Annotated in this window: 20 protein-coding genes; 7 read left to right on the top strand and 13 right to left on the bottom strand. The window is 72.3% G+C overall.

Annotated elements, in window-relative coordinates:
• Window positions 1-27: 27 nt before the first annotated feature.
• Window positions 28-729, bottom strand: a complete 702-nt coding sequence (locus QOZ89_RS17490; RefSeq protein ID WP_312624233.1) for an LppP/LprE family lipoprotein — start codon at window positions 727-729, stop codon at window positions 28-30.
• 528 nt (window positions 730-1,257) lie between these two features.
• Here QOZ89_RS17490 and QOZ89_RS17485 point away from each other — a divergent pair.
• Window positions 1,258-2,271, top strand: coding sequence for a sucrase ferredoxin (locus QOZ89_RS17485; RefSeq protein ID WP_312624232.1), 1,014 nt, complete (start codon window positions 1,258-1,260; stop codon window positions 2,269-2,271).
• Window positions 2,272-2,325: 54 nt separating this feature from the next.
• Here QOZ89_RS17485 and QOZ89_RS17480 read toward each other — a convergent pair whose 3' ends face one another.
• The 7 genes from QOZ89_RS17480 to QOZ89_RS17450 all read right to left on the bottom strand — a co-directional run bounded on the left by QOZ89_RS17480 (window position 2,326) and on the right by QOZ89_RS17450 (window position 11,308).
• A complete protein-coding gene (locus tag QOZ89_RS17480; protein ID WP_071051539.1) occupies window positions 2,326-3,240 on the bottom strand; it encodes an aldo/keto reductase in 915 nt (304 codons plus the stop codon).
• Window positions 3,162-4,268 carry a JmjC domain-containing protein gene (locus QOZ89_RS17475; protein ID WP_312624231.1) on the bottom strand — a complete coding sequence of 369 codons (1,107 nt, stop codon included), beginning with the start codon at window positions 4,266-4,268 and terminating at the stop codon, window positions 3,162-3,164. The genes QOZ89_RS17480 and QOZ89_RS17475 overlap by 79 nt, the downstream gene beginning before the upstream one ends.
• A 459-nt stretch (window positions 4,269-4,727) precedes the next feature.
• On the bottom strand, window positions 4,728-5,792 hold the full coding sequence (locus QOZ89_RS17470; protein WP_312624230.1) for an acyl-CoA thioesterase: 1,065 nt from the start codon (window positions 5,790-5,792) through the stop codon (window positions 4,728-4,730).
• 245 nt (window positions 5,793-6,037) lie between these two features.
• The gene (locus QOZ89_RS17465; protein WP_071051507.1) at window positions 6,038-7,600 is read right to left on the bottom strand and encodes a SulP family inorganic anion transporter; all 1,563 of its coding nucleotides are present in this window, start codon (window positions 7,598-7,600) and stop codon (window positions 6,038-6,040) included.
• A gap of 277 nt (window positions 7,601-7,877) precedes the next feature.
• Window positions 7,878-8,723 (bottom strand): DUF305 domain-containing protein, encoded by an 846-nt coding sequence (locus QOZ89_RS17460; protein ID WP_312624229.1) that lies wholly within the window; start codon window positions 8,721-8,723, stop codon window positions 7,878-7,880.
• 473 nt (window positions 8,724-9,196) lie between these two features.
• Window positions 9,197-10,663 (bottom strand): FHA domain-containing protein, encoded by a 1,467-nt coding sequence (locus QOZ89_RS17455; RefSeq protein WP_071051505.1) that lies wholly within the window; start codon window positions 10,661-10,663, stop codon window positions 9,197-9,199.
• Window positions 10,664-11,062: 399 nt separating this feature from the next.
• Window positions 11,063-11,308, bottom strand: a complete 246-nt coding sequence (locus QOZ89_RS17450; protein WP_007518242.1) for a hypothetical protein — start codon at window positions 11,306-11,308, stop codon at window positions 11,063-11,065.
• A 780-nt stretch (window positions 11,309-12,088) separates the two neighbouring features.
• On the opposite strand from QOZ89_RS17450, the gene QOZ89_RS17445 reads away from it, so the two are divergent.
• Both QOZ89_RS17445 and QOZ89_RS17440 read left to right on the top strand, forming a co-directional pair.
• Complete coding sequence (locus QOZ89_RS17445; protein WP_312624245.1) at window positions 12,089-12,781, top strand: glycosyltransferase family 2 protein; 693 nt, start codon at window positions 12,089-12,091, stop codon at window positions 12,779-12,781.
• 42 nt (window positions 12,782-12,823) lie between these two features.
• Window positions 12,824-13,849, top strand: a complete 1,026-nt coding sequence (locus QOZ89_RS17440) for a tryptophan--tRNA ligase (protein WP_071051504.1) — start codon at window positions 12,824-12,826, stop codon at window positions 13,847-13,849.
• 79 nt (window positions 13,850-13,928) lie between these two features.
• On the opposite strand, the gene QOZ89_RS17435 is transcribed toward QOZ89_RS17440, so the two are convergent.
• Window positions 13,929-14,600 carry a YdcF family protein gene (locus QOZ89_RS17435; RefSeq protein ID WP_241842051.1) on the bottom strand — a complete coding sequence of 224 codons (672 nt, stop codon included), beginning with the start codon at window positions 14,598-14,600 and terminating at the stop codon, window positions 13,929-13,931.
• A 145-nt stretch (window positions 14,601-14,745) separates the two neighbouring features.
• Complete coding sequence (locus QOZ89_RS17430; RefSeq protein WP_071051503.1) at window positions 14,746-15,852, bottom strand: ABC transporter substrate-binding protein; 1,107 nt, start codon at window positions 15,850-15,852, stop codon at window positions 14,746-14,748.
• 200 nt (window positions 15,853-16,052) lie between these two features.
• On the opposite strand from QOZ89_RS17430, the gene QOZ89_RS17425 reads away from it, so the two are divergent.
• Together QOZ89_RS17425 and rsmA are read left to right on the top strand one after the other, a co-directional pair.
• The gene (locus tag QOZ89_RS17425) at window positions 16,053-16,895 is read left to right on the top strand and encodes a TatD family hydrolase (RefSeq protein ID WP_312624228.1); all 843 of its coding nucleotides are present in this window, start codon (window positions 16,053-16,055) and stop codon (window positions 16,893-16,895) included.
• Window positions 16,889-17,827, top strand: a complete 939-nt coding sequence (gene rsmA, locus QOZ89_RS17420; RefSeq protein ID WP_397428796.1) for a 16S rRNA (adenine(1518)-N(6)/adenine(1519)-N(6))-dimethyltransferase RsmA — start codon at window positions 16,889-16,891, stop codon at window positions 17,825-17,827. Before QOZ89_RS17425 ends, rsmA begins: the two co-directional genes overlap by 7 nt.
• Before the next feature lie 29 nt (window positions 17,828-17,856).
• On the opposite strand, the gene rsmI is transcribed toward rsmA, so the two are convergent.
• Window positions 17,857-18,912, bottom strand: a complete 1,056-nt coding sequence (gene rsmI, locus QOZ89_RS17415; protein ID WP_312624227.1) for a 16S rRNA (cytidine(1402)-2'-O)-methyltransferase — start codon at window positions 18,910-18,912, stop codon at window positions 17,857-17,859.
• Between the two features lie 171 nt (window positions 18,913-19,083).
• Between rsmI and QOZ89_RS17410 the strand changes: the two genes are divergently transcribed.
• Window positions 19,084-20,811: a dolichyl-phosphate-mannose--protein mannosyltransferase gene (locus tag QOZ89_RS17410; RefSeq protein WP_397428795.1), complete on the top strand. Its 1,728-nt coding sequence runs from the start codon at window positions 19,084-19,086 to the stop codon at window positions 20,809-20,811.
• Window positions 20,812-21,441: 630 nt separating this feature from the next.
• Here the strand turns inward: QOZ89_RS17410 and QOZ89_RS17405 are convergent.
• Together QOZ89_RS17405 and glmU are read right to left on the bottom strand one after the other, a co-directional pair.
• The gene (locus tag QOZ89_RS17405) at window positions 21,442-22,416 is read right to left on the bottom strand and encodes a ribose-phosphate diphosphokinase (protein ID WP_312624226.1); all 975 of its coding nucleotides are present in this window, start codon (window positions 22,414-22,416) and stop codon (window positions 21,442-21,444) included.
• Window positions 22,417-22,527: 111 nt separating this feature from the next.
• Window positions 22,528-24,009 (bottom strand): bifunctional UDP-N-acetylglucosamine diphosphorylase/glucosamine-1-phosphate N-acetyltransferase GlmU, encoded by a 1,482-nt coding sequence (gene glmU / locus QOZ89_RS17400; protein ID WP_312624225.1) that lies wholly within the window; start codon window positions 24,007-24,009, stop codon window positions 22,528-22,530.
• Window positions 24,010-25,146: 1,137 nt separating this feature from the next.
• On the opposite strand from glmU, the gene QOZ89_RS17395 reads away from it, so the two are divergent.
• Complete coding sequence (locus QOZ89_RS17395) at window positions 25,147-26,178, top strand: acyl-CoA desaturase (protein WP_071051534.1); 1,032 nt, start codon at window positions 25,147-25,149, stop codon at window positions 26,176-26,178.
• Window positions 26,179-26,229: the final 51 nt, after the last annotated feature.

Here is a 26,229-nt window from a genome sequence, read left to right as displayed (position 1 = left end):
CCGGTCACACAACGGCTTCGGCGGGAGTCACCGCCGGCTCGCGGGCGCATTCCAGCCCGTGGGCGGCAGCGTGTCCCGCGGCGCGGCGGCGGCACCGTTCCAGCTGAAGCGAACCGTGGCGGCGCCGGCCGTCGGGCAGCACATCGGGTCCTCCGGGCGGTAGAGCTGGTACTGGAGGGCGACGGTGTCGTCGGTGGACCAGATCCAGCTGACGGTCGCGCTCGGCACGGCCGCGTCCGTCGCCACGTAGCGCCCGTCGTGGAAGAGAAACGCCCGCTGCGGGTGGCCGTCGACCGAGGTGGCGAGCATGCCGAGGATGACGCTCAACGTCCGGTCCGGGTCGTAGCCGGTGGTGTCGGTCGGGGTGTACCCGCTCGCCCGGACGACCGCGATCGCCTGGGCCACGGACAGCCCGCCGGTGGGCGACGCGGCGGTGGGCGACGCGGTGGTGGGCGACGCGGTGGCCACGGGCCCCGGCGCTGTGGAAGAGGCCGCGGGCGACGCCGCGGCGGCGACCGGGCCGCCGCCGGTCAGGAGCGCGGCCAGCGCCGCGAGCGGCAGTGCGAGCGCGAGCCGCCGGCCGTTGGTGGGCCGGCCAGCGCGCCCGGTGTGGCCGGTGCCCCGGGCGGCGTCATGGCCGGCTCGCATGCCGGCAGGGTCGTGGGCGGCGGCGCCTTCGGCCGCGCCCGACGGGCGGGACGGTTCCCTCGCCGATCTTCCAGCGGTCATGTCCGCCTCCTCGCGCCAAGGTGGACCCGGTGGCGGTCGACCGTTGTCGCGGCCCCACCAGGCACTGACGTGGGCCTGACCGGGCAGACCCGGTTCATGTCCCGCGGACCGTTGCCCGCCCGTGGGAGACGATGACGCAGCCATCCCGGCTGGAGGACCGCCAGGACGTGTGTCAGGACGGCAGACCGTGCGGCCTCCGGGAACGTGACGGCAACAGCGTCGTCGGGTCTCCTTTGGGCGGTGGGACGAGTCCGTCCCCCAGCTACCCGCCCTGAGGCCGGCTCACCCCTCCAGACGGGCACGGGGGTGTGGTCCGTCTCTGACCCGGGCCGGATGGTGGCACATGTCACCAGCTTGCTTGCACGCGCACGCGGCGAGGGGGGTGGGGTAAAGTTAGGTGAACTTAAGAAGGTCAAGTATACCTAAGTAGCGTGGTCTGACGGACTTCGGAGGTTCCTGGTGGCAGAAGCTCCCACGGCCCAGCACTTCCCGGGGCCGGAAGCCGCGCGCGGGGATGGGCGCGCGGTGATGGGCGATTCTACCTTCGCCCGGTGCGGCGCGCAGTCGCGCTTGGTCGACGAGGAGCTGCGCGGAACCATCCCGAACTTCGAGGCCTTCCATTTCCTCCCGGTTCCGGGGCCGTGGCCTCAGGCGGTGCGCCCGGCGGAACCGGACGGTTTCCGACTGCCGCCGTCTACCCGTCTCAAGACGCTCTACTACCGCCCGTACCCGGGCCGCCCGACGACCGAGAGCCCGATCGTCTGGGACACATACAGCAGGCAGATCAGCACGCGTTCGGCGGACGGTGCCTGGCACGCCGCGGCGCCCACCACGGTGCCGCAGTTCATCGGCGTCTGCATCCACGGCCGGCACGACACCTGCTGCGGTGTGCGGGGCGGCGGTTTCATCCGCCGGGTCCAGCAGCTCGTTCCTGACGCGCCCATCTACGGCGTCAGCCATCTCGGCGGGGATCGTTTCGCGCCGACGGCCGTCCTGCTGCCGAGCGGCTACCTGCTGGGCCGGCTCGACGACATGGCGGACGAGGACCTGCGCGAGCTCGTCGAGGAGGGGCTCCTCCCGCTCGCCCACCTGCGGGGACGCCTCGGCGTCACGCCCGCCGAGGCGGTGGCGGAGATCTGGTACCGGGAGAAGTTCCACCGGCGCGATCCGGCGGACCTGCCGGCCATCAGCGTCGTCGGCCCGGTCGGCGTTGGTCACCACATCCCGGCCGGAGTGCTCCCCGCGCGCTCAACTGGCTCCGAGTCCCTGCTTTCCGGGGGGTTGGCATCGGCGATCCGGAAAGGATCCCTGGGGGCGGCGTCGTCGATGGCGACGCCCGCGCGTCCGGAGGCTGTCCCTCGGTACAACGTGCTGGTGGATGACGGCGTCCGGCGCTGGCGTATCGAGCTCCGCCGCGAGCAGCGGGACGACGCCACCATCCAGTACACCTGCACGGCCGCGCTGTCCAAGCCGGTCTACCACTGGGAAGTCGACGTGACCGAGGAGACGGACAGCCTCCTGGCCGCCGGTCCGGTCCACTGAGACGGCCACCGGGGCGTCCGGGCGCCCGAACAGCATTGGGGAGCCGGGGAGCCCTTACGACGCGTCGACGAGACGCTGGCGATTCTCCAGGAGGGTCCGGTATCGCTGGACTCGTGCGTGGTCGACGTCCAGGCGCGCGGCGCCTGCGAGTTCCGCCAGATGGGCGGGGTCGTTCGTGCTGACGGCCACCCGGGTGACCGGCGGCAGCTCGTAGGCGAGCCGGAACGCGGCCTGCGCCGTGCTGACGCCGGCCGGTGGCGGGTCGCCGAGCAGCGCGGTGACACGCAGGTCCTCCCAGAAGGACTGGCGGGTATCGCCGTTGAACGGGCTCATCGCCCAGCGTCCACCGACGTCCACGCCCAGCAGGCGCGCGAGCGTCTCCGCCGCCGCGAGCGCGTCGGGCCCGACGAGCACGCCGGCGCGGTGCATCAGATGCCCCGGCCGGGGTGGCGCCGCGGTGCCGCCGGCGCACAGCGCGTCGATGAGCGGCTGGGCGTCCCAGGTCGAGACGCCCCAGGCGCCGCAGAGCCCGGACCGGGCCGCGTCGGCGAGCGCCTCCGCGGCCGCCAGGAAGAGGTCGTGGCCATGCTCGGGCCCGGCCGCCCGCAGGGTCCGTTCCGGGTTGTGCAGAAAGACGACATCGGGCGCTCTGCCCAGCTTGTCGGCGCTCGTCTCGAGCGCGGCCCGCAGCCGGGCCGGGTCCAGGGAGTGCTCCCGACGACCCGCCATGCCGGGCTCCTGCCCAGCGCCGCCGGCCGGCGCCGGGAAGAACCCGACCTTCGTCGAGAGGTGAAACTCGGGCAGCAGGTCGGCGGCGGCGGCCGCGAGCCGGGCGTGGGACGCGAAACCGGCGTAGTTGAACGCGGTGTCCAGGTCCCGGACGCCGTGCGCTAGGGCAGCTTCCAGGAGGTCCCGCCGGTGACGAGTCCGGTATAGGCCGAGGACAACTCGTCGGTCAGGCCTGTGCATATCCCCTCCTGGATGAGGATCTGGGCGAGCGGCCTGACGTTGATCCCGCATTCCACGCCCGCCAGCTCCAGGTCGATCGGGCAGCCACTGAGCAGCAGCGCCAGCGCCTGCTCGGCCCGCTCCCGTACGGTGATCTTTCGACCTCCGGCGTAGACCACGAGGTCACCACCGGCGCGCTCGACATCGGGGGCGAACTCGGTGACGCAGACGACGACGTCCGGCTCGTGCGCGGCCGGCAGCGCCGGCGCGTGCCGCGCGGGGGGCCGTGACCGTTCTCGGTCGGTCAGAAAGGCGGCCGGTGGCCGGGAGCGCAGCAGCTCCACGGCTGCCGCCTCGAGCCGCGCGCGCTCGGCCTCCCGCTCCTCATCGGAACCGGAACGGATCAGATCGCGCCGGAAGATCTCCAGTTCGCGCGCCTGGTCGGCGATCCAGGCCAGCCAGTCGATGCCGGTACGTTTGACGAAGCCGAAGGTGAGATGCAGGCTCAGCGGCTCCTCGTGGTCCGCGTGCGTCGCCTGGTGCCAGTGCCCGCGCGGGATGTGCAGGACGTCGCCCGGCGTGAGAGTGCCCCGCCAGACCACCTCCTCGCTCGGGACCGAGTTCGGCACGGCATCCCGGTACATCGGTACCCGCCGGGAATGGCTCCGGACGTCCCAGGTCTTGTTCCCCGCGAGCTGGACGACGACCACATCGTGATCGTCCCAGTGGAGTGGAAAGCCACCGGTCGAGCGGGTCGTCAGGTAGGCGTTGACCTGTACCACCTCATGGGACCACCAGCGCAGCGCGCGGGTGGCGACCTCCAGGGCGGGATCAAATATTTCAGCCGCGTCAAGAACCAGCGTCACGCCGGTATCGAGCAGGTTTTCCAGCGCCGGGGTGTCCACCATGCGCAGCGTCTGGCCGCGCCGGTTCACCTGGGGGCGAAGAAAAGCGTTTGGATGGAGCTCGCGACCGTCTTGGAAGAGGCGCAGCTGGGGTGGTTCGAGCCGGCGTCTCGTCACGATGTCGAGAAGCCGCGACGGGGTCATCAGCCGGTCACAGAGTGATGGGTCCTCAAGCCGCCCTCGCCCGAACTGGCGCCCCAGCGGAGCGACATCGGGCCAGCCGAGCGCGCCCTCGAGACCGCATACCAGAAGATGCTCCGTCGCGAGTGTTCTTTTTTCCGCGGCAGAAGATCCCAAGGTCGGCTCGGGACGCGTCGACCAGCCGTCTTCGATCGGAATTTCGCTGCGGTCAGCCGTCGCTTCCGTCGCTGTCGGAGTGCTCGGCGTCGTGGCGGTCCTGGACCTCGGACAGCCTTTCGACGGCTACGACGAGGTCGTCATCGTCAGTGTGCATGTCGAGCGAGTGCATGTCGGATCCTCTCTGTGGCGACGTTCCCTGTGACGACGTTCCCTGTGGGGCAGTTCCGTCGCTCAGTTCGGTCGCTCGGTTCCGCCACGAAGGTGGCTCGGCGCCTAGCGGGAAAATAATAGGTTCCTCGCGTCCTACGGCGCAACCATGTGATGAAAGAAAGCGCCGGCGGCAAGCCGGAAGCGGCCTGTTCTGTCAGGCAGGGGCCCCGGGGGAGCGGCGGTCGGTTTCGCGGGGAGGGCACGCAGCATGCCCAGGCATTCGAAGACGGCACGGAGCCTCCCGTCCGCGGTGTAGACCCGGCCACGGCCGAGCACCCGCCCGTGGCCCGCGTGCGGCGAGTCGACCCGCAGCAGGTGCCACTCCCCGACGTCCAGGTCCTCGACGAACGTCACCGTCTGGGCGAGCACGGCGGCGGCCAGCCGTTCGCCCGGCGCCAACCTGGCCGTGCCCCGCTGGAAATGGCTGTTCGCCACATGGTGCCCGGTCCACGGCTCGCTCGCGAAGGCGACCAGCGCGCGGCCCAGCGCCGGGTCCGCGGGGATACCGGGGATCCGCTGCCACACGTCCAGGCTGTACGGCCCAGGGCCCGGCGACAGCCGGACCTCCCAGGGGAGCAACGGGTAGTCGACCGGCCGGGCGGCGGCCGGGCCGTCGGTGGGCTCGGGCGCCGCCGCCTCGTGCCGCACGAAGTCCGGGGCGTCGGCGCCGAGCAGCACGTCGCCGCGGCTGATCGCCCGGCCGCCCTGGCGGAACGTCAACGCCAGGTTCGCGAACGTGCGGCCCGACTGGAGCCACTCGACGTCGACGTCGAGCGGCTCGTCCCAGCGGCTGGAGTTGGGGAACATGGTGTGCAGCGTCTGGGTGGACTTGCCCGGCGCGAGCCGCTCGGCGAGCACGACCTGCTGGGCGAGCTGCTGGGCGGCGAGCACCCCGCCGTGGGGGCTGCGCAGGACGCGCACCGGCAGCGGCGGCGTCGCGTCGCCCGCGAGGTCGAGCGCCGCCAGCACGTCGGCGAGGCTGAACAGCTCGGACTCGGGGCGGGGGAACGAGCCGGGCGGGAGCGTCGCGGCGAGTTCCGTGGGCGGCTCCTCGGCGCCGACGGGCGGGACGCCGTCCGTTCCTCCGGGGCGGCCGGCAGGATCGCCGACCGGCCCGGCGATCGTCGTGCCCTGCGCGTCGACCGTGCTCGTGCCCACCGCACCCCCAGGCGTGCTCGATGCTCTGGATGCCCTGGCCCGCGGGCGCGCCGCGCGGCCCGGGAGGCCCTGCGTGGCCTCGACACCGCGGTCGGCGGATGATCCGCACACCGACCGAAGCCGTGGCCGTTTTCACTATCGGCGCCGCGGGCCGCGCGGGACGCCCCCAGTGACCCACTCCACGGATCGGCGCGCCGCTCTCGCCCGGACGGCGGTCTCCCAGACGGCGGTCCGGACCGTCCTGCCTAGGAGCTCGCGGCCTTGGCGCTGGTCATGCCGCGCAGCAGGGCCGCGCTGGCGTGGCTGACGCCGGTGATCTCGGCTGTCTGGCCCCGCCCCGCGTAGCGGTGCAGGACGTCGTCGATCGCCGCGGCCGCCGCGGAGTCCAGCACGTCGGCATCGGAAAGGTCGATCACGACCCGTGGCGGGTCGTGGGCGTAGTCGAACGCGGTCACCAGTTCGCCCGTCGACGCGAAGAACAACGGCCCCTGCACCGCGTAGATCCGGACGCCGCCCTCCGGGTCGAGCACGCTGGTCACGTTCGCCAGGTGCGCGGCCTTGCGGGTGAACATCAGCGCGGCGAGGATCACGCCTACGACCACCCCGTACGCGAGGTTGTGGGTCGGCACGACGACGGCGACCGTCGCCACCATCACGAGCGTCTCGCCGACCGGCATCCGGCGCAGAGTGGTCGGGCGCACGCTGTTCCACTCGAATGTCATCGCCGCCACGACGACCATCACGGCCGCCAGGGCCGCCATCGGGATCACGCCGACGATCGCGTGCAGTGGCAGCACCAGCAGCAGGAGGAAGCCGCCTGCGGCGAAGGTGGACAGCCGGCCGCGCCCGCCGGACGACACGTTGAGGATCGTCTGGCCGATCATCGCGCAGCCGCCCATCCCGCCGAACGCCCCGGCGACGAGGTTGGCGATGCCCAGCCCCCAGGCCTCCCGGTTCGGGTCATGGCGGGTGTCCGTCATCCGGTCGACGATCTGCGCGGTGAGCAGCGTCTCCAGCAGGCCGACCGCGGTCAGCGCGAGCACGTACGGCAGCAGGATCCGGACGGTCTCCCAGGTCATCGGGACGTCCGGCAGGCCGGGCAGGGGCAGGCCGGTGAGCAGCGCGCCCTCGTCGCCGACCGTCGGCGCGTCCAGGTTGAACGTCGTCGTCACGAGGGTCAACAGGGCGATGGCCGCGAGCGGCGCCGGCACGGCCTTCGTCACCCGGGGAAGGATCAACAGGATCGCCAGCCCCGCCGCGACCAGCGGGTACACCCGCCAGCCGTGGCCGAAGACATGCGGCATCTGAGCCAGGAAGATCAGGATCGCGAGCGCGTTGACGAATCCGATCATGACGGTCCGCGGCACGAAACGGATGAGGCGGGCGACGCCGGCGAGGCCGAGCAGGAACATCAGGATGCCGACCGCGATCGTCGCGGCCATGAGGTACTGGAAGCCATGCGCGTGTACCAGCGGGGCGGCGACGAGCGCCATCGAGCCGGCCGCCGCGGAGACCATCGCCGGCCGGCCGCCGGTGAACGCGATCACCGCCGAGATGACGAACGAGGTGAACAGCCCGACCGCCGGATCCACTCCGGCGACGACGGAGAACGAGATGGTCTCCGGGATCAGGGCCAGCGCCGTGACCAGCCCGGCGACCAGCTCGACGCTTGCCTGCCGTGGCCCCGGCAGGACCCTGCGCAGCCCTGGCAGGGCGCGGCGCAGCCCTGGCATCGTGATTGCCAGACGGGTAGCGCCGCGGCGCGTCCGGGGGGACGGCACTGGGACAGGGCCTGGCAGTGCGGACATGACGAACCTCACACAAGCAGGGACACCGGTAGCCCGGGTGCCCCCGGTGGCTGTCCGGTGCCTGGCGAGCCAGCGCGATGGTGCCGGCGGGCAAAGGCGGTCCCGGCGGGCGCATCCGGCCGACCTCCCCGGAGCGCTTGGCGGCTCGGGCAGCCCGCCGAAACGGAGGAAGCCTACCGAATCCGCATAATATGATCTTCTGGCGGCATGGTCGGCCCAGGGATGCCGTGGACTTTCCGCGATGGTCGCGGCGAGGGCGACCCTCGACGGGGGCGCGTCAGGCCGGCGGGGCTCCTAGTCGTTGTAGATCGAACTGCATCTGCGAGATGTCCCAGGACTGCACGGTAACCATCGCCTTAGCCAGCGCGCGCACCTTGTCCTCGCTCGCGTGCTGGGAGGCGAACTGCGCCATGATGATCCCGCCGCGGTGATGGTGGATCATCAGCGTGAGGAACCGCACGTCGCTGTCCCGCCCCTGGGAAGAGGCCAGCTGGGTCAGCTCCGTGCCGCTGGCCATGCCTGGCATCCGGACTCCGTCCGTGCCGACCGGGGTGCCCAGCGAGCCGGATCCGTCGTGCATGCCCGCCATGTCATGGCCATCGGCCGCGGCGCCGGTGCCGCCCATCCAACGCATCGGCTCGCCGACGGTCGACTGACCGAGTCCCCAGTCGGCGAGCCAGGATCCCATCACCCCGATCTCGCGCTGCTGGCCGAGCGCGATGTCCTGGCTGATTGCGATGGTGTTCTCGTCCGCGCCGTGGCTGAACTCGAGCATGCTCATCTGCACGGCCTGCGCGTGGTGCTCGGTCATGTCGCGCAGGAAGCCCGCGTCGACCGAGTCGTCGCCCGGGGCGCCGCCGGCCAGCCCGCGCAGGCCAAACCCCGCCGCGACCAGCGCGGCGGCGGCCAGAACAACCAGGGGTGCCCACAGCAGCCGTGGCCGCCGCCGCCGTGCCGGGGCGGACTCAAGGTCGAGCTCGGCCTGATCGAGGGCGGACGGCTCCGATACGGCTGACGCCGAGGCCGTGTCGCCGGGCTCCGCCGCCCCGGAAGCGGAGAGCATCCGCGTGGCGGTTTGCGCTTCCTCGGTCGCGGTCGGCGGGGTAGCGGTGGGCTCCGGCAAGGCGGCTCCTAGTGGTCCGGTTTGTTGACCGAACGTGCCCCCGCCGGTCACCGTCCCGTCGGGACGGCGCGCCAGTCACACGAGTTCGCCCCCCAAGGCTAACCCCGACCCCAGACCACGAGCCGACACGCGGCCTGGCTTCGAGGCCCAGCCACAGCGAGCGACGGAGCCACTAGCGCAGCGTCAGACCAGCCATGTCCTCTGCCTGAAACCACGCCAGCCCCGGTCACAAGGCCGCACCGCCACGGCCAGCGGCCAGGTCCAGGCGACACGCAACCACAGCAGGTGACGGCGCCACTAGCGCAGCGCCAGACCAGCCACGTCCTCGACCCGGCGTCACAGCAACCACGGCCATACACATGTAGCCGTCACCACGCAGGGAGGACGCTCAGCGTCCGACAGGCGGGCGGCGCGTCCAGCGCCCGCCGCCGCTCAGCGTCCGATGGCGGGGCGCGCGTCCAGCGCCGCCCGCCTTAGGCGTTTACCTGGCTGTTGAAGACGAATGTGCGCTTGCCGACCTGGACCCGGGTACCGGAGGTCAGCGGCGCCGGCTGGTGCGGGTCCAACGCGGTCCACACGGTCGCCTCGGGCGGCGCGATGTAGGTGCCGTTGGCCGAGCCGCGGTCGGTGATCACCGCGTCCCAGCCGTTCAGGGTGATGACGGCGTGCACCCGGGAGACCGCGCTCTCGCCGTCCTCGACCGGCAGCGGCCGGGCGGTGCCCGCGCGTACCGCGTCGTCACGGTCGGGCTGGCGGCCGATCACGAGGTCGATGTCGACGGGCACCGTCTGCCCGTCGTCGAAGACCAGCACGCCGATGGGCGGCCTGGGCCGCCATACCGACTGCCCTTCGGTCGAGGACAGCGACGCGCCGCACTGCGCGCAGTAGGGCGCCTGCGGATGGTTGAAATGCCCGTTCGGGCAGAGCACGCCCTCGACCTGCTGCTCCTGGTCGCTGCCCGGCAGCATCGTCGGGGCGTCGTCGCCGTCGTCGATGAGGTCCGAGACGGTGAACGTCTGGCCAGGCAGCTGGGTCAGCGCCTCGCTGTCGTCCTCCTCGGTGAGCTCGCCGTGCGCCCGGCCGTCCGTCTGCCCGTTCGCGCTCGGCGCCGGCCGGGCGAGTTCGGTGGGCGGGTCCTGGTCGAAGTAGTCCAGCTCGTTGAGCTCGTCGAAGTCCGCCGCCTGGGTCGGCTCGGCGCCGGACTGCGCCCGGTGCGCCTGCTCCTCCTTGCTCAGCAGCGGGGCAAGGACCGGCGGAGCGATGGACTGCTGTTCCGGGGTGCGCTCGGCCGGCACGGGGATGCGCTCGGCGGCGGTCGCCGGCTCGCGCGGCGGGCCGTAGCCGGCGAGCAGGTCGTCGGTCGCGGACCTCGGGACCGGCGGCGGCGCGTCCCGGGACGGCAGCAGGCTGGCGCCGATGCCGGGAACCGCGCCGATGCGCAGGTCGAGCGGGAAACCGAGGCCGGTCCCGGTCATTTCCGCTTCGTCGTCCGGGGCTCTGTGAAGGCCGAGAGAGCCGGACGGGGCGATGTGCAGATGGGTGATCCCGTCGGGGAGCAGCCGGTCGACCCAGGTCGCCGAATCGATGCCGGAGAGGGTGAGCGGGATCGGGCCCGCGGCGACGACATCCATCGCGCCGTGAACCAGCGCGGCGATTCGCTCCCCGACCGCCGTGAGCAGCGAGAAGTCGGGTACCTCCTCCGGATCCGCGGCGGCGAGCAGCCCCGCCACGCGGCGCACCAGCCGGCGGCCGGTGCTGGCCGAGTCACCCGGCTCGGCGACGACCTCGGCGCACAGGTCCAGCAGCCGTCGCGCGGTATCGGCCGTCTGCGGCCGGCCGGCCCTGGCGACGATGAGGACGCCGGGCAGCCGGACCACCACACCGGTCTCGTGGCCACGGCCCGCCTCCACGACCACCCGGAAACGGTCCAGTCCCGCCATTGCCTCGCCCTCCGCGCCCGTCGGCTCGGTTGTGTAGCCCCGGTCCGTGTAGCCCGGGCCAGGTGCGGCCGCGGGCCTGCTGTGATCCGATCGGCTGTGGTCCGATCGGCGCTCGCCGGCCTGGCACCCGCGCCGACGGCTCGCCTCGAGCCACGGCGCGCGGCGCTGGCCGCGTGCGATCTTCGGGGTTAGGTTATCGGGCCGGCGAGCGGATTTCCGTATCTTCCACTGTCGACGGCACGGTCGGGAGCTGTCGGCTACCCGGCAGCCGCCGCCCGTGGCCAGGCCTGCGCGCGGCGTGCGCGGGTGCCAGCACGCTCGGCCGCGCCGGCACCCGCCCGGCGGGGCGCGCGGCAGGCACGGGTCCGGCCACGGGGCCGCCGGCTGGCGGGCGGCGGTTTATGCGCCGCCGTAGGGGCCGGGCCGGACCCCGGGCGGGTAGGCGCCGGTGCCGTTCAGGCCGCCGGTCATGCCCGCGGGCATCGAGCCGGTCATCGGGCCGCCCATCCCGCGGGGCTGCTCGGTCATGGCCTGGCTCACCTTGGACGCGATCGCCTCCGTCAGCCGGATCGCCTGGGTCAGCGAGAGGTTCAGCACGATCTCGCTGTCGTCGGTCATCGCGAAGCGCACCGACACATCCGCCATGGTGATTCCTCTCGATCGCCGTCCCTGCACCGGAGCGGCCGGACTGGCCCCCCCGAATGCCCCGGAGGCGCGGCAGGACTCGCCGCGCGTTCCCTGGTCATGCCGCCGGCGCCCTCAGACACGCGGAATCTGACCGCGGCTGCCGCGCCCGGCGCGGGACGTGGTGACTCCACGATCCCTGACCGGGCCGCTCCGCTTCCAATGACCCCCCTCCACCTCGCGATCATGCGGGGTGGCGTGATCTACCGTTGTCCACTCATCGTCATCGGACGACTTCGTTGTCTCCTTCCCGACTCGACTTCCACCTAGAGGTGGTGCCATTTCGTGCCAGGTCGGGCACTGTGCGTTCTCCGCCTCGGAAGGGGTAGACGAATCTGCGTGACCGAGCACACCTCGAGGCCGGAGCGACGCCCGGCCACCAGACGCAGCCAGCGGGCCGGCCGAGCGGCACCGACCGCGACCAGAACCGCGCCCCCGACGCCGCAGGCGCCTCCCGCCGCCACCCAGGTGGCGGCGGGAGGCGTGGACCAGGCGGGAATGTCGACGCGCCCCGCCAACCCAGCACGTCCGGCCTCGCCAGTTCGGGTGGCGTCTCCCACGCAGGCGGCAGCCGGCGCGGCCGCTCCCGCCCAGAGCCCGCCGGTGGGCCGGACGCCCGCGGCGGCGCGTCGAACGCGCCTGGCCACGCGGCATGCTCAGCCCGACCCGTGGCGCCTGACCGGCCAGTCACCACCGGCGGCCACCTCGCCGGCGCGCGGCCGGCCCATGGTCTCCGTCGTGATGCCGTGCCTGAACGAGCGGGAGTCGGTGGGCCGCTGCGTGCGCGCGGCCTTGGCGGGCATCGCCGCGACCGGCCTGCCGGGGGAGGTCATCGTGGCCGACAACGGCTCGATGGACGACTCACGCCGGGTCGCCGCCGAAGCTGGAGCATGGGTGGTGCGCGAGCCTCGCCGCGGATATGGGAACGCCTACCTTGCCGGGTTCGCCGCTACGCGCGGTAGATACCTGGTCATGGGCGACTCGGACTGTTCGTATGACTTCGGCGAACTTCCCGGCCTGCTGGCGCCGCTGCGCGCCGGCGACGCCGACTACGTCCTGGGCTCCCGGTTCACCGGTGAGATCCTGCCGGGGGCGATGCCGTGGACACACCAGCACATCGGCAACCCGGTGCTCACCCGGATGCTCAACCGGCTGTTCGGGCTGCGGACCTCCGACGCGCATTCGGGGATGCGGGCTTTCACCCGGGCCGCCTACGAGCGGATGGCGCCGTGTCACGGCGGGATGGAACTGGCCTCGGAGCTGATTGTCGCGGCGGCGGCGAGCCAGCTGCGGGTCGAGGAGGTCCCTATCACCTACCACCCGCGGTCCGGCGTCTCGAAGTTGCATTCGCTTCGTGACGCTGGCCGGCACGTCCGCTTCATGCTGGCCTATGCCGCCCGCCATCGCCGCGCCGCGCCCGCTTCCTCGGCCTGACGGACCGAGGGGGCGGCCCGCGGCGTCCGTAGACTGAGGCGCATGGCACACGAGGGCCAGAAGGTCTCGCTCACCGGCATCAAACCGACTGGTGACGCGCATCTGGGCAACTACATCGGGGCGATCCGGCCGGCGCTGGAGATGGCGTCGAGGTTCGAGTCGCTCTACTTCATCGCCGACTATCACGCGCTGACGTCGGTGCGTGACCGCGCTCAGATGGCGAGCTGGACCCGCTCGGTGGCGGCCACCTGGATCACGCTGGGCCTCGACCCGAAGCAGACGATCTTCTACCGGCAGTCCGACATTCCCGAGGTCTTCGAGCTGCAGTGGGTGCTGTCGTGCGTCACCGGCAAGGGCCTGATGAACCGGGCGCACGCCTACAAGGCCGCCCGCGACCGTAACGCCGAGGCGGGGCTGGCCGACCTCGACGCCGGCATCAACATGGGGTTGTTCAACTACCCCGTGCTGATGGCGGTCGACATTCTGATCATGAATGCGGACGTCGTGCCGGTCGGCCAGGACCAGGTCCAGCACCTGGAGTACGCGGCCGACATCGCCGGCTCGTTCAACCACCTGTTCGGCGACGTCTTCTCGCTGAAGATTCCCGAGGCGGTCACGCCGCCCGGCGAGTCGGGGCGGGTGCTGCCCGGCCTCGACGGGCGCAAGATGAGCAAGTCGTACCAGAACACGATCCCGCTGTTCGCCCCGGAGGCCCGGCTGCGCAAGCTCGTGCGGTCGATCAAGAGCGACAGCACCCCGGTCGAGGCGCCGAAGGACCCGGACAGCTCGGCGGCGTTCCACCTCTACGAGAACTTCGCCGCGCCCGAGGACGTCGCCGAGATGCGCCGGCGGCTGGAGGCGGGCGGCACGGGCTGGGGTGAGCTGAAGAACGCCCTGTTCGAGGAGCTCAACGCCCAGCTGGCCCCGTTGCGGAAGCGCTACGAGGAGCTGATGGAGCCGGACAGCGAGATCGACGCGATCCTGGCCGAGGGCGCGGAGCGCGCCCGCGAGCGTGCGCGCCCGATCCTCGCCGGCGTCCGCCGTGCCGTCGGCGTCGACGGCCTCTGACCGACTGGGCCACACGCGCCGGGAACAGCGCGGGCAGCGCGGAGGGGACAGCGGCGGGCGGAGGCCCGCGCCGCGGCGGTCAGCAGCCGCGCTGGAGAACGAGGGCCTTGGCCATCGCGGCCCACTCGTAGGTGATCATGTAAGCCCAGGTGGCCCGGTTTGGCGGGTCGATAGGGATGATCTTGATCTGGCCGTCGTAGCAGCGGCCCAGCCGCAGCCGCGCCCGGCTGTCCTGCGTCGTCGACGTGATCACGATGATGGACCGCCAGCCACGGGCGGCCGCCGCCGCGGCCGTCCAGCGTGACTCACCCTGCGTGGTCAGCGGCTGGGGGTGGAAGCAGATGACCTCGACAGCCGGGATCGTGTCCGGCGGGCAGATGTTGTCCGGGGTCGGCTGGGAGACCGCGAGCACCGGGGCATACCCGAAGCGGGCGAGCGAGACGGCGAGCTCCAGGCGCCCGGGGCTACCGGCGAACATCACGATCGCGTCGACGGGCGCCGGCACGTCCCGCTTCGGGAACACGAACAGCTTCGCCGTGGTCAGGATGAACGCGACCGCGAACAGCCCGGCGGCGCTGCGCAGCAGCCGACGGCGGCGTAGCGCGCCGGGCGCGCCGCCCGGCCCGGCCGGGCCGCCGTGGGGGACGCCGCCGCCTGGCCCGCGAGCCCCGTCGGGGACCTTGCCGCTGGCCGCTGGCCGCGCCGACCCACCGGAGGAGGACGCTGGCGGCGCGACGGGTCCTGTCGTCATCAGGTACCCCCCGCCACGCGGCCTTCGGCCGGATCTTCGCCTCGGCGGCACCCTCGTCACAGCGCCGCGCCAACCCAGCCTTTCACCTGCCGGCGAACCCGGCCACGGCACCAGCCAGCCACCGTCCACGACCGGCGAACGCCGGTCAGCGGTACGGACGCGGGGTGAGGCCGGGGTTCGCCGTGCGGGCCTGCCAGCGGGGATGCGCGAACCGCGCCCGCGCGCCCTCCCGGGGCCACACCGTCCAGGACGTGCCCGACTGCCACTGCACGATCGGGATCTGGTGGCCCACCTGCAGGCCGGTCGTCTCGTCGAGGCGGAACCGGCCGAGCAGCGTCGTGGTGTCCAGGCCGCGGGCCGCGGCGAGTACCGCGGTGTCGTCGGCGCTGCCGGAGCGGCGGATGCAGGCGCCGAGAATCAGGCCGGCCACGAACGTCCAGGCGGCGGTCGCCGTGGGCGGCGTGCCGTGCAGGGCGCTGAAGTCGGCGGTGAACGCCCAGGCGTTCGGGCCAGTGGTCGTCTCGGCCATGCTGTCCGGCAGCCAGCTGCCGGGCGCGAGGAGGCCGTCACTGGAGTCGCCGAAGGTGGCGGCGCCCTGGACGCTGACCGCGGTGGAGAAGGCGGCGGCCTTCCACGGGCGTCGCAGCAGGGCATTGGCCGCCGTCAGCTCGTCGTCCGGGTCGGCATGCACGATCAGCACATCGGCGGTGGGCAGCCGGCTGGCCGCGATCGCGGCCTGGCCCGGGCCGAACGTGCTGGTGGTGACCTCGAACCCGAGCGAGCGGGCGGCCGCCTTCGTGCTGGCCGTGGCCTCGACCGCGAAGTCGCCGGCCGCCAGCAGCAGGACGGCCTTGCGGGCGGTCCGGTCCGCGGACCGGACCAGCGTGAGCACCTGGCGCGGCCAGGTCGACGACGGGGCGGCGATGTTGATGACCTTGGGGTAGGCCTGGCGCATGAACCGGGTGGTCGGGGCGCCGGCGTTGAAGACCACCCGGTCGGTCGCGGAGGTCGCGGCGAGCGCCGCGCGCCGGCCGTACGGGCCGATGATCGCCGCGGGCCTGGCGGCCACCGCGGACCGCATCGCCGCCGCCGGGTCGGGGTAGGCGTCATAGGCCGTCACGCTGATCTCGGTCCACGGCGGGGGCAGATACTCGTCCCGAGCCCACAGGGTCAGCCCGCGCACGCTCGCCAGACCCTGCGTCGCGTCGGGACCGGCGAGTGGAGTGACAAGGGCGACGTTCAGAGCGGTCATCGGCATCCGTGTAGCAAGCGACCCATGGAGTGGCATCCCCGATGCTGGCAGGGCGGCCAGACCCCCGGATCTGGCCACACGAGGACTGCCATCCGCGAGCCATAGGATCTGGAACCACGCGAACAGCGTCCTGCCGCAGCGTATCCGGGCGCCAACAAGCCCGTGAAGGTAGGTGTGAGGTCTTTGGTAGGGGTGGACCGGTGACGGCCGAAAATGCGCGCGCTAAGGACACGGGACGCAAGGGTGAGCCGCCGCCCGCGCCGGACCCGCTCGGCGTCGAGATCATCGACAGCCACTGCCACCTCGACCTGATGGATACCTCCCCGGCCGAGGCGGTCGCGGCCGCCCGAGCCGTCGGCATCCGCCGGATGGTCACCGTCGGGGTGGACCTGCCGACCAGTCGCTGGCAGGCCGACGTCGCGGGCCAGTTCCCGGACGTCTACGCGGCCGTCGCGATCCACCCCAACGAGGCCGCGCGCGGCGTCGACGAGCGGACGTTCGCCGAGCTCACGGCGCTCGCCCGGCTGCCGAAGGTGCGCGCCGTGGGCGAGACCGGCCTGGACTACTACCGGACGGCACCCGAGCAGCACGCCGCCCAGCAGGTGAGCTTCCGCCGCCACATCGCGATCGCGAAGGAGACGGGGCGGCCGCTGATGATCCACGACCGGGAGGCGCACGCCGACACGCTGCGGATCCTGGCCGAGGAGGGCGCACCCGAGACGGTCGTCTTCCATGCCTTTTCGGGCGACGCCGGGATGGCGAAGACGTGCGCCGACGCCGGCTACGTGATGTCCTTCGCCGGAAATGTGACCTTCAAGAACGCGGAGGGGCTGCGCGCCGCCGCGGCCGTCGCACCCGCGGATCTGCTGCTCGTCGAGACCGACTCGCCGTTCCTCACCCCGATGCCCTACCGCGGCCGGCCCAACGGCCCCTACCTGGTGCCGCTGACCCTGCGTGCGATCGCCGAGGTCCGCGGCATGCCGGTCGACGAGCTGGCCGCCACCGTCGCCGCGACCGCCAGACGAGTGTTCGGGCCTTGGTAAGCGGCGCCTCGGCGGGTGAGCGGGTGGGCGGGCTGTTGTCCGGTGCTGACATCCGGGCGATCGCGGCGGCGCTGGACCTGCGGCCGACGAAGAAGCGCGGGCAGAACTTCCTGGTCGACCCCAACACGGTCCGCAGGCTGGTACGGCTGGCCGGCGTCGGGCCGGACGACGTGGTGCTCGAGGTGGGGCCAGGGCTCGGGTCGCTGACCCTCGGCCTGCTCGGCGCCGCGCGCCGGGTGGTCGCCGTCGAGGTCGACCCGCCGCTCGCGGCTGCGCTGCCGGCGACCGCCGCCGCCCGGCTTGGCCCCGCCGTGGCCGGGCGGCTCACTGTTCTCACCCAGGACGCTCTGCGGCTCGGCCCCGCCGACCTGTCGCCCCCACCGGAGGGGGCGAACACGCTGGCGGGGGCGGAACCGGCGGCCGAGGACGCGCCGGGCGTGCTCGCGGCGAACCTGCCCTACAACATCGCCGTGCCGCTGCTGCTCGGGCTGCTGGCTCGGGTCCCGTCGATCCAGCGCGGCCTGGTGATGGTCCAGGCCGAGGTGGCCGACCGGCTGACCTCCCCGCCGGGCAGCCGGGTCTACGGCGTGCCGAGCGTCAAGCTCGCCTGGTACGCCGAAGCGCGTTCCGCCGGGCTGGTCCCGCGGTCGGTGTTCTGGCCGGTGCCGAACGTCGACTCCGGGCTGGTGGCGTTCGCCCGCCGGCCGGCGCCCGCGCCCGAGGCGCTGCGCGCCGACGTGTTCGCCGCGGTCGACGGGGCCTTCGCCCAGCGCCGCAAGACGCTGCGCACGGCGCTGGCCGGCTGGGCCGGCTCGCCCGCCGCCGTCGACCGGATCGCCGCCGCGGCCGGCGTGGACTCCGGCGCCCGCGGCGAGACCCTCGACGTCGCCGCCTACTGCCGCCTGGCCGCCGCCCGCGCCGCACAGCCCTGACCGCCGCGATCTGACCGTGCCCTGGCTTGTCAGGACGAGCCGCTGGCGGAGTTCTTGGGGCGGGCGGCGAGGAGAGCCGCGTAGACGTCGGCACGGGAGACGCCGTAGGCGACCATGACGGCCCGGCGGGCGTCGGCGCGGGAGAGTCCGGCGGCCTCGTGGCCGGCAACCGCCTCGGCGAGCTCGGCCGGGGTCGGGGGAGCGGGCGGCCCGAGCGGCTCCTCGTCGTCCACGGCATCCTCGTCGTCCACGGCAGGCCCGCCAACCACGGAGCGGTCGCGGGTCCCATCCGTGCCTCGGCCGTTCGCGTCCGTCGTGGCGGCCCCGCCGGCCGCGCCCGCGGGCGCGGCCGGGGTGGCGGCGCCGGTGAGGGCCGTCGCGGTGGGCCGGCGTGGGCCGGCGGGGGCGCCGCCGATGACCAGAGTGAGCTCGCCCCGGATCTCACGGCCGTCGGTGGTCCAGCCCACCAGCCGCCCGAGGTCGCCGCGCACGACCTCCTCCCAGGTCTTGGTGAGCTCCCGGCACAGCACGGCGGGGCGGTCGGCGCCGAAGACGGCGGCGAGGTCGGCCAGACTCGAGGCCAGCCGGTGCGGAGCCTCCAGAAAGACCATCGTGCGCCGCTCGGCCCCTAGCTCGCGCAGCCGAGAGCGGCGTTCGCCGCCGCGGCGCGGCAGGAAGCCCTCGAACGTGAACCGGTCACTCGGCAGCCCGCTGACGGCCAGCGCCGCGGTCACCGCGGACGGCCCGGGCACGACGGTGACGGCCACGCCGGCGGCGGCCGCCGCCGCGACCACCCGGAAGCCGGGGTCGGAGACCGCCGGCATCCCAGCGTCGGTGATGAGCGCGACCGTCCGGCCCGCGAGCAGCTGCTCCGTCAGGGCGGCGGCCCGGGCGCCCTCGACCGCGTCATAGCAGGAGATGACCCGCCCGGTGATGGTCACGTCGAGCGCGTGCGCGAGCCGGCGGACCCGCCGGGTGTCCTCGGCGGCCACGACGTCCGCCGTCGTCAGCACCTCGGCGAGCCGGGGACTGGCGTCTCGCGGGTCACCGATGGGCGCCCCGCACACGATCAGCAACCCGGTCATCGTCGCCCCTGTCTCGTCTCGCCTGGCCGCGTCCTGCCCCGTCTGGACGGGTGTCCCAGCCGGGCGACTGACCGTCTGTCCGGAGGTCTCCGGATTCACACGGGAAGATCATGATCGTGCATCGTTCGGACACTGCGCAGTCTTTCAGCCCGGACGACCTACGCTGATGGCGTGACCGTGACGACGACGGCCCATCCGACCCTGGCCGATTCCGGCCCGGCCGCGCCCGCGGCCGCGGGGCACGTGGGCGTGAGCGACCACGTCGGTGAGGTGCGCGGGCGCGGGCCACTGCATGACCGGCTCTGCCCGCCGATGCCGTCCGACCGCCTCGCCGGCTGGCTGGCCGCGCTCGCCGTCACGCTGGTCGCGGGCATCCTGCGGTTCTGGCGGCTGACGGAGCCGAAGGGCATCTACTTCGACGAGGTCTACTACACCAAGGACGCCTGGGGCCTGATGACCCACGGCTACGAGGTGGACAGCAAGAACTGCGTCGGCCCCGGCTACGTCGTGCACCCCCCGCTGGGTAAGTGGTTCATGGCGGCGTCGGAGAAGCTCTTCGGCTACACGGACTGCTCGGGCGCGGTGCACGGAAGTCCCGAGCTGGGGTGGCGGTTCGCGTCGGCGTTGTTCGGGACCATCGCGGTGCTGGTGCTGACCCGCACGGCGCGGCGGATGTTCCGGTCGACGATCCTGGGCTGCTTCGCCGGGCTCCTCCTGGCATTCGACGGGCTGGAGTTCGTCCAGAGCCGGATCGGCATCCTCGACATCTTCCTGATGACGCTGCTGATCGTGGCGCTGGCCTGCCTGGTTCTTGACCGCGACTATGGGCGCTCGAAGCTCGCTGACCGGACGGCCGCGCTTGCCGCCGTGCCGACGGATGAGGACAGGGACGCGCCCCCGTCCGCCGGCGGTGGCACGGCTGTCGAGGAGGCCCTTGGCGCCCGCGACCGGGCCGCGCGCGAACGGGCCGCCCGCGAGCGCGACGTTCGTTACGGGCCGAAGCTGGGCTTGCGCCCCTGGCGGCTCGCGGCCGGGTTCTTCCTGGGCGCGTCGATGGGCGTGAAGTGGAGCGGCGTGTACACGCTGCTCGGTTTCGCGGTGCTGGCGATCGCCTGGGACGCGGGCGCCCGGCGGACCGCGGGAGCGCGGCAGCCGATCCTGGGGGCGTTGAGGCGGGATGTCCCGGCCTGGTTCGGCTGCTATGTGCCCCTGCCGATCGCGACCTTCCTTGCGACCTGGACGGGCTGGTTCGTCACCGACGGGGGCTACGACCGCCACGCCTACGGCAACGGGTTCGTGGCGATGTGGCGGGGCTGGTGGGCCTACCAGGACGCGATCTTCAACTTCCACGAGCATCTGACCACCAGGACCTCGCCGCACCCGGCGCAGTCCGCGCCGTTCAGCTGGCTGGTTCTCGGCAGGCCGGTGCCCTATTACTACGACGGCCCGGCGTACGGCCAGAAGGGCTGCACCTCCGCTGGCGGCTGCTCCCGCGAGGTCCTGGCGATCGGCAACCCGGCCGTCTGGTGGGTCGGCACGGCCTGCCTGGTGGTGATGCTGGCGTTGTGGGTGGTCCGGCGGGACTGGCGGGCCGCGCTGGTGCTGGTCGGCTTCGCCTCGTCGTTCCTGCCCTGGGAGCTCGTCCCGAGCCGGACGATGTTCTTCTTCTACGCGCTGCCGCTGCTGCCATTCCTGGTCCTCGGCATCACCGCGACCGCCGGCCTCGCACTGGGGCCGCGCGAGGCGTCCGATACCAGGCGACTCGTGGGCGCGCTGTCAGTCGGCGTCTACCTGATCGCCGTCGTCCTGCTGTTCGCCTACTTCTACCCGATCCTCGCCGCCCAGCAGATCCCACTCTCCGGCTGGCGCGCCCGCATGTGGTTCCCGGGTTGGATCTGAGTTGCTGGTTTGCTCCGTGCGGGCGGCGCCCTCCTCAAAGATTTGGGCCGGGGTGGAAGGTTGCTTGCTGGTTCGCTCCGTGCGGGCGGCGCGCTACGGCCCCGTACTCGCTTCGCTCCCACGGGACCTCCGCGCGCCGTCCTCCTGCGCTCACGGGCGCTCCGGCGACCTCGCTGCGGCCCCCCTACGTCGCTTCGCTCGTAGGAGGGCCTCCGCGAGGTGCGCCTCCGCGCCCAGCTCGGTTGCGTTCCGCTGTACGTCACCAAACCGAAGACAGCCGCGTTCGCGAGGAGCACTTCGCTTCGCTCGTGGGGTGGCCTTTGTGCCTGATCGGTACGGAACACGACCAGCAGCGGTTCAGAGTCCACGAGCGAAGCGAAGTGGCCCCCCGCGGGGGGCTGGGTGACGCTACAGCGGCAGGCGACCGTGCTGGCGCGGAGGAGGACACGGCCCGGAGGTAGCCCGCGAGCCGCCAGGCGAGCGGGCTGCCGGAGGGCCGTGCCCGGACGGAGCGAACCAGCAACAACCTTCCGCCCGGCCCGCTAAATCATTCGGCCACCAGCGAAGCGAGTAAGGGGCCGTAGCGCCGTGCCCGGACGGAGCGAGCCAGCAACATAGGGAACTAGAAAATCAAGCATCTCCGCCGAAGAGGCTGGTGACCGAGCCGTCCTCGAAGACCTCCTTGATCGCGGCGGCGAGCAGCGGCGCGATCGACAGCTCGGTGATCTTGTCAATCCTGGCGTCGGCGGGCAGCGGCAGGGTGTTGGTCAGCACGACCTCGCTGATGTCGGAGTTCTTCAGCCGGTCGATCGCCGGGCCGGACAGCACCCCGTGGGTCGCGGCGGCGATGACCGTGCTGGCCCCGTTGGCCTTCAGGGCCTCGGCCGCCTTGGTGATCGTGCCGGCGGTGTCGATCATGTCGTCGACGATGACGCAGGTGCGCCCGGCCACCTGGCCGACCACCTCGAACATCTTGACCTGGTTCGGGACGTCCTTGTCGCGACGCTTGTGGATGATCGCGAGCGGGCAGCTGAGCCGGTCCGTCCAGCGCTCGGCGACGCGGACCCGGCCGGAGTCGGGCGCCACCACGGTCACCTCGGAGGCGTCGACCTTGCTCTCGATGTAGTCCGCCAGCAGCGGCAGGGCGAACAGGTGGTCCACCGGGCCGTCGAAGAAGCCCTGGATCTGCGCGGTGTGCAGGTCGACCGACATCAGCCGGTGCGCGCCCGCGGTCTTGAACAGGTCGGCGACCAGCCGGGCGGAGATCGGCTCGCGGCCGCGGTGCTTCTTGTCCTGCCGGGCGTACGGGTAGAACGGGGCGACGACGGTGATCCGCTTGGCACTGGCGCGCTTCAGCGCGTCCACCATGATCAGCTGTTCCATCAGCCAGGTGTTCACCGGCGCGGAGTGCGCCTGCAGGACGAAGGCGTCGCAGCCGCGGACGGACTCCTGGAACCGCACGAAGATCTCGCCGTTGGAGAAGTCGTACGCGCTGGTCGGCACCGTCCGCACGCCGAGCTTCTGCGCCACCTCGGCCGCGAGGTCCGGATGGGAGCGGCCCGAGAAGAGCATCAGGCTGCGCCGGTTCTCCGTCTGGTAGCCCACCGTGTCTCCTTGACGTCTCCTGGCGCCCATGCCGGCCCCAACCAGCCCCCTAGGTTCCGTGGCGCCGCTCGCGAATGCCAGCGATGCGAGACGGCGAGGGAGTGATGTGGCCTAGTTCACGGCTAGACGATCGGATGCCGGCTGTGCGTCGTTTGTCGGAGAGGCCTCGCCCGCCCGGTTGGCGGCGGCAGCCGCGGCCGTGCCCGGACGGGACCGCTCGACCCACCCCTCAATGGTGCGCTGCCGGCCCTCGGTGATGGCGAGCGCGCCCGGCGGGACATCCGACCGGACCACCGCCCCGGCGCCGGTATAGGCACCGTCACCGATCACGACCGGGGCGACGAGCACCGTGTCACTACCGATCTTCACGTCCGAGCCGACCACGGTCCGATGCTTGTGAACGCCGTCGTAGTTGGCGAACACCGTGCCGCAGCCGATGTTGGACCGCTCACCGACGGTCGCGTCGCCGACGTAGGCGAGGTGCGGCACCTTGGTACCGGCGCCGATCTCGGCGGACTTGGTCTCGACGTACGCCCCGATCCGGCCGTTCGGGCCGAGGCGGGTCCCCGGCCGCAGGTGCGCGTACGGGCCCACACCGGCGCCCGGGCCGATCCACGACCCGGTGACCGTGCTGCGCTCGACGAACGCCCCGGACTCCACGACGGTGTCAGTCAGGGTGCTGTCCGGCCCGACCACGCTGCCAGCGGCTAGGTGGGTGGCGCCGCGTAGGTGGGTGTTCGGCAGCACCGTGCTGTCCGGCTCGAACGTCACGCCCGCGTCGATCCAGGTGGTCGCCGGGTCGACGATCGTGGTGCCGCCGAGCATCGCCGCCCGCGCGAGCCGGTCACGCAGTACCGCGCCGGTCGCGGCGAGCTGCACCCGGTCGTTGACGCCGGCTGTCTCACCCGCGTCGGGGGCGGTGTGCGCCGCGACGGGCTCGCCGTCGGCCACCAGCAGCCCGATCACATCGGTGAGGTATTCCTCGCCCTGCGCGTTGTCCGTCGTCAGCCGGCCCAGCGCCGAGCGCAGCATTCCGGCGGTGAAGACATAGACCCCGGCGTTGACCTCCGGGATCGCCGCGGTCGCCGCGTCCGCGTCCCGCTGCTCGACGATCGCCCGTACGGACCCGCCGGCGGGGTCGCGCACGATGCGCCCGTAGCCGGTCGGGTCGGGCACCACCGCCGTCAGCACGCTCGCCGCCGCGCCGCGGTCGGCGTGCAGCGCGAGCAGCGAGGTGAGCGTCTCGGCGGTTAGCAGCGGAGTGTCGCCGGGCAGCACGACGACCCAGTCGTCGGGACGCAGGCCGTCCAGCGCGCCGAGCGCGACCCGCACCGCGTGCCCGGTGCCACCCTGCTGGTCCTGCACGACGGTGCGTACCCCGTCGCGGTTCCGCAGCGACGCCGCGACTTCCTCTCGCCCATGCCCGATGACGACCACCGTGTGACGCGCGCCCAGCGGGCCCGCGGCGGCTAGGACGTGGTCGAGCAGAGACCGCCCGGCGACGCGGTGTAGCACCTTCGGCGTGGCGGACCGCATTCGGGTCCCCGCGCCCGCAGCCAAGACGATGGTGGCCGCCAGACGTGTCTGGGTCACGACCGCTCCCCTTGTGATCCGCGCCGGGCCTGGACCGCGTCCAACCCGCGCTCCCCGCCGACGCCCACACCCTACCCGGCCACCTTCCTCCTTCATCCCACCCCATCGTCATTTCCTCACGGCACGCGGAGAGATCCGCGGCAGAAACGACTCCCCGGAAAACCGTGACGAGAAGAACGACGGACAGGCGACCGCGGGCCCGGCGCCGTCCGTGCACTCAGCATCAGGTCGACCGTGGTGAGTCCGCGCTGGCCGTCCAGCCCAGGACCAGGGGGTGGGGAATTCGACGTCGAGCAAGCTGGCGATGGTAGACTTCTGCTGTTTTCGCGGTCCGCCGTGGTGTAATAGGCAGCACAGGAGATTTTGGTTCTTCTAGTCCACGTTCGAGTCGTGGCGGCGGAGCGAGCTGGGGCTGCGTGCTCGCCGACCTTTGGTCGGCTTCGCCGGGGGCCGTGATTCTACCCCGGGGCCGAGCCCCGGACCCCACGCCAGGGGGCTTCGCCCCCTGGACCCCCATCGTGGTTGGGGCTGGGGCGTGGTTGGCGTGTTAGCGGCGGGGTTGTGCGCTCGCCGACCTTTGGGTCGGCTTCGACGGTGGGCGTGATTTTGCCCCGTGGCCGAGCCCAGACCCCACATCAAGAAGCTTCGCCCCCCTTGGGCCCCCGTCGTGGTTGGGGCTGGGGCGTGGTTGGCGTGTTAGCGGCGGGGTTGTGTGCTTGCCGGCCTTTGGTCGGCTTCGGCTTGCCTTCCCGGTGTCGTGCCTGGCGGCGCTCCTGGGGTGGCTTGGGGGTCCGTCTGAGGTCCAGGTGCCAGGCACTCTGCGTCTTTAAACGGCGACGTGCGGGCTTGGTTGTCTGGGCTACCTGTGGGTAGGTGTTGACAAACGCTCCGCTTTCTGGGCCGGGAAGGGCTGGCTCGTCTCGTCGGGGTGCATGGATCGGGCACAGAACGTCACGATGCGGACGAAACTCTCGGCGAGCGGTAACCGGCCGGCGGACGGGTAGTTAGAGGCCACGAGAGGACCGAAAGAGTTTGTGTCACGGTTGCCGTCACGGGGGCCTACGCACCCTGGCGACCGTTACCGTGAGCCCAAGAGGACCAGATGTGTGGACCTGCCGCGACAGACAGGATGCCGCGATGACCGCGACGACCGAGACGGTGCCGCCGACTGACTCCAGCCCGCCGGATCGGGAGGGCGCGGCCACAGGCCTGACGCCCGGTTCGGCCAGCGTTACCGACAGCGAACACACCAGCGTCCCGCGATGGATGGCGAAGGCCCGTACCGAGCAGGTGGTGCTCGCGACGATCATCATCGTGCCGATCGCCGCACTGATCGCCGCCGTCCCGTTGCTGTGGGATCGGTGGATCACCTGGCACGACGTGGTGATTGCCGCGTTCATGTACGCCATAACCGGGCATGGCGTGACGGTCGGTTTCCACCGGTATTTCACCCACCGGGGTTTCAAGACGTCCAGGCCCGTCCGTATCGCGCTCGCCGTGTTCGGCAACATGGCCATCGAGGGCCCGGTCATCCGCTGGGTCGCCGACCACCGCCGTCACCACGCCTACAGCGACAAGGATGGCGACCCGCACTCGCCGTGGCGGTACGGCCCTGGCACCCGCGCGCTGACCCGGGGCCTGTGGCACGCGCACATCGGCTGGCTGTTCGACGTCGAGCAGACCGACCAGCGCCGCTACGCGCCCGACCTGCTCGACGACCGCGACATCGTCCTCGTGAGCCGGACGTTCGCGGCCTGCGCGTTCCTGAGCCTGGCGCTGCCGGCCCTCATCGGCGGGCTGTGGGGCGGCTCGTTCGAGGCGGCCTTGCGGGCGTTCTTCTGGGGCGGCCTGGTGCGGGTCGCGCTTCTGCACCACACCACCTGGTCCGTGAACAGCATCTGCCACGTCGCCGGTCGGCACCCCTACAAGTCGCGTGACCGGTCGGGCAACGTCTGGTGGATGTGCCTGCCGTCGATGGGCGAGTCGTGGCACAACCTGCACCACGCCGAGCCGACGTCGGCTCGGCACGGGGTGAAGTTCTGGCAGATCGACACCAGCTTCTACCTCATCAAGGCGATGGAGCTGACCCGTCTGGTCCGCGACGTCCGCTGGGCAACCCCGGACCGCCTCGCGAAGCTGGCCACGACCGCTCCATCCGCCGCCAGCTGACCGATCCGCGCATCGAGCCGGTTCGGGCGCTCACTGCCCGAACCGGCTCGA

Source organism: Pseudofrankia coriaricola (assembly GCF_032027725.1).
Lineage (GTDB): Bacteria > Actinomycetota > Actinomycetes > Frankiales > Frankiaceae > Pseudofrankia.
The sequence above is the reverse complement of the archived record's forward strand: the minus strand, read 5'-3'. Positions and strand labels throughout refer to the sequence as shown.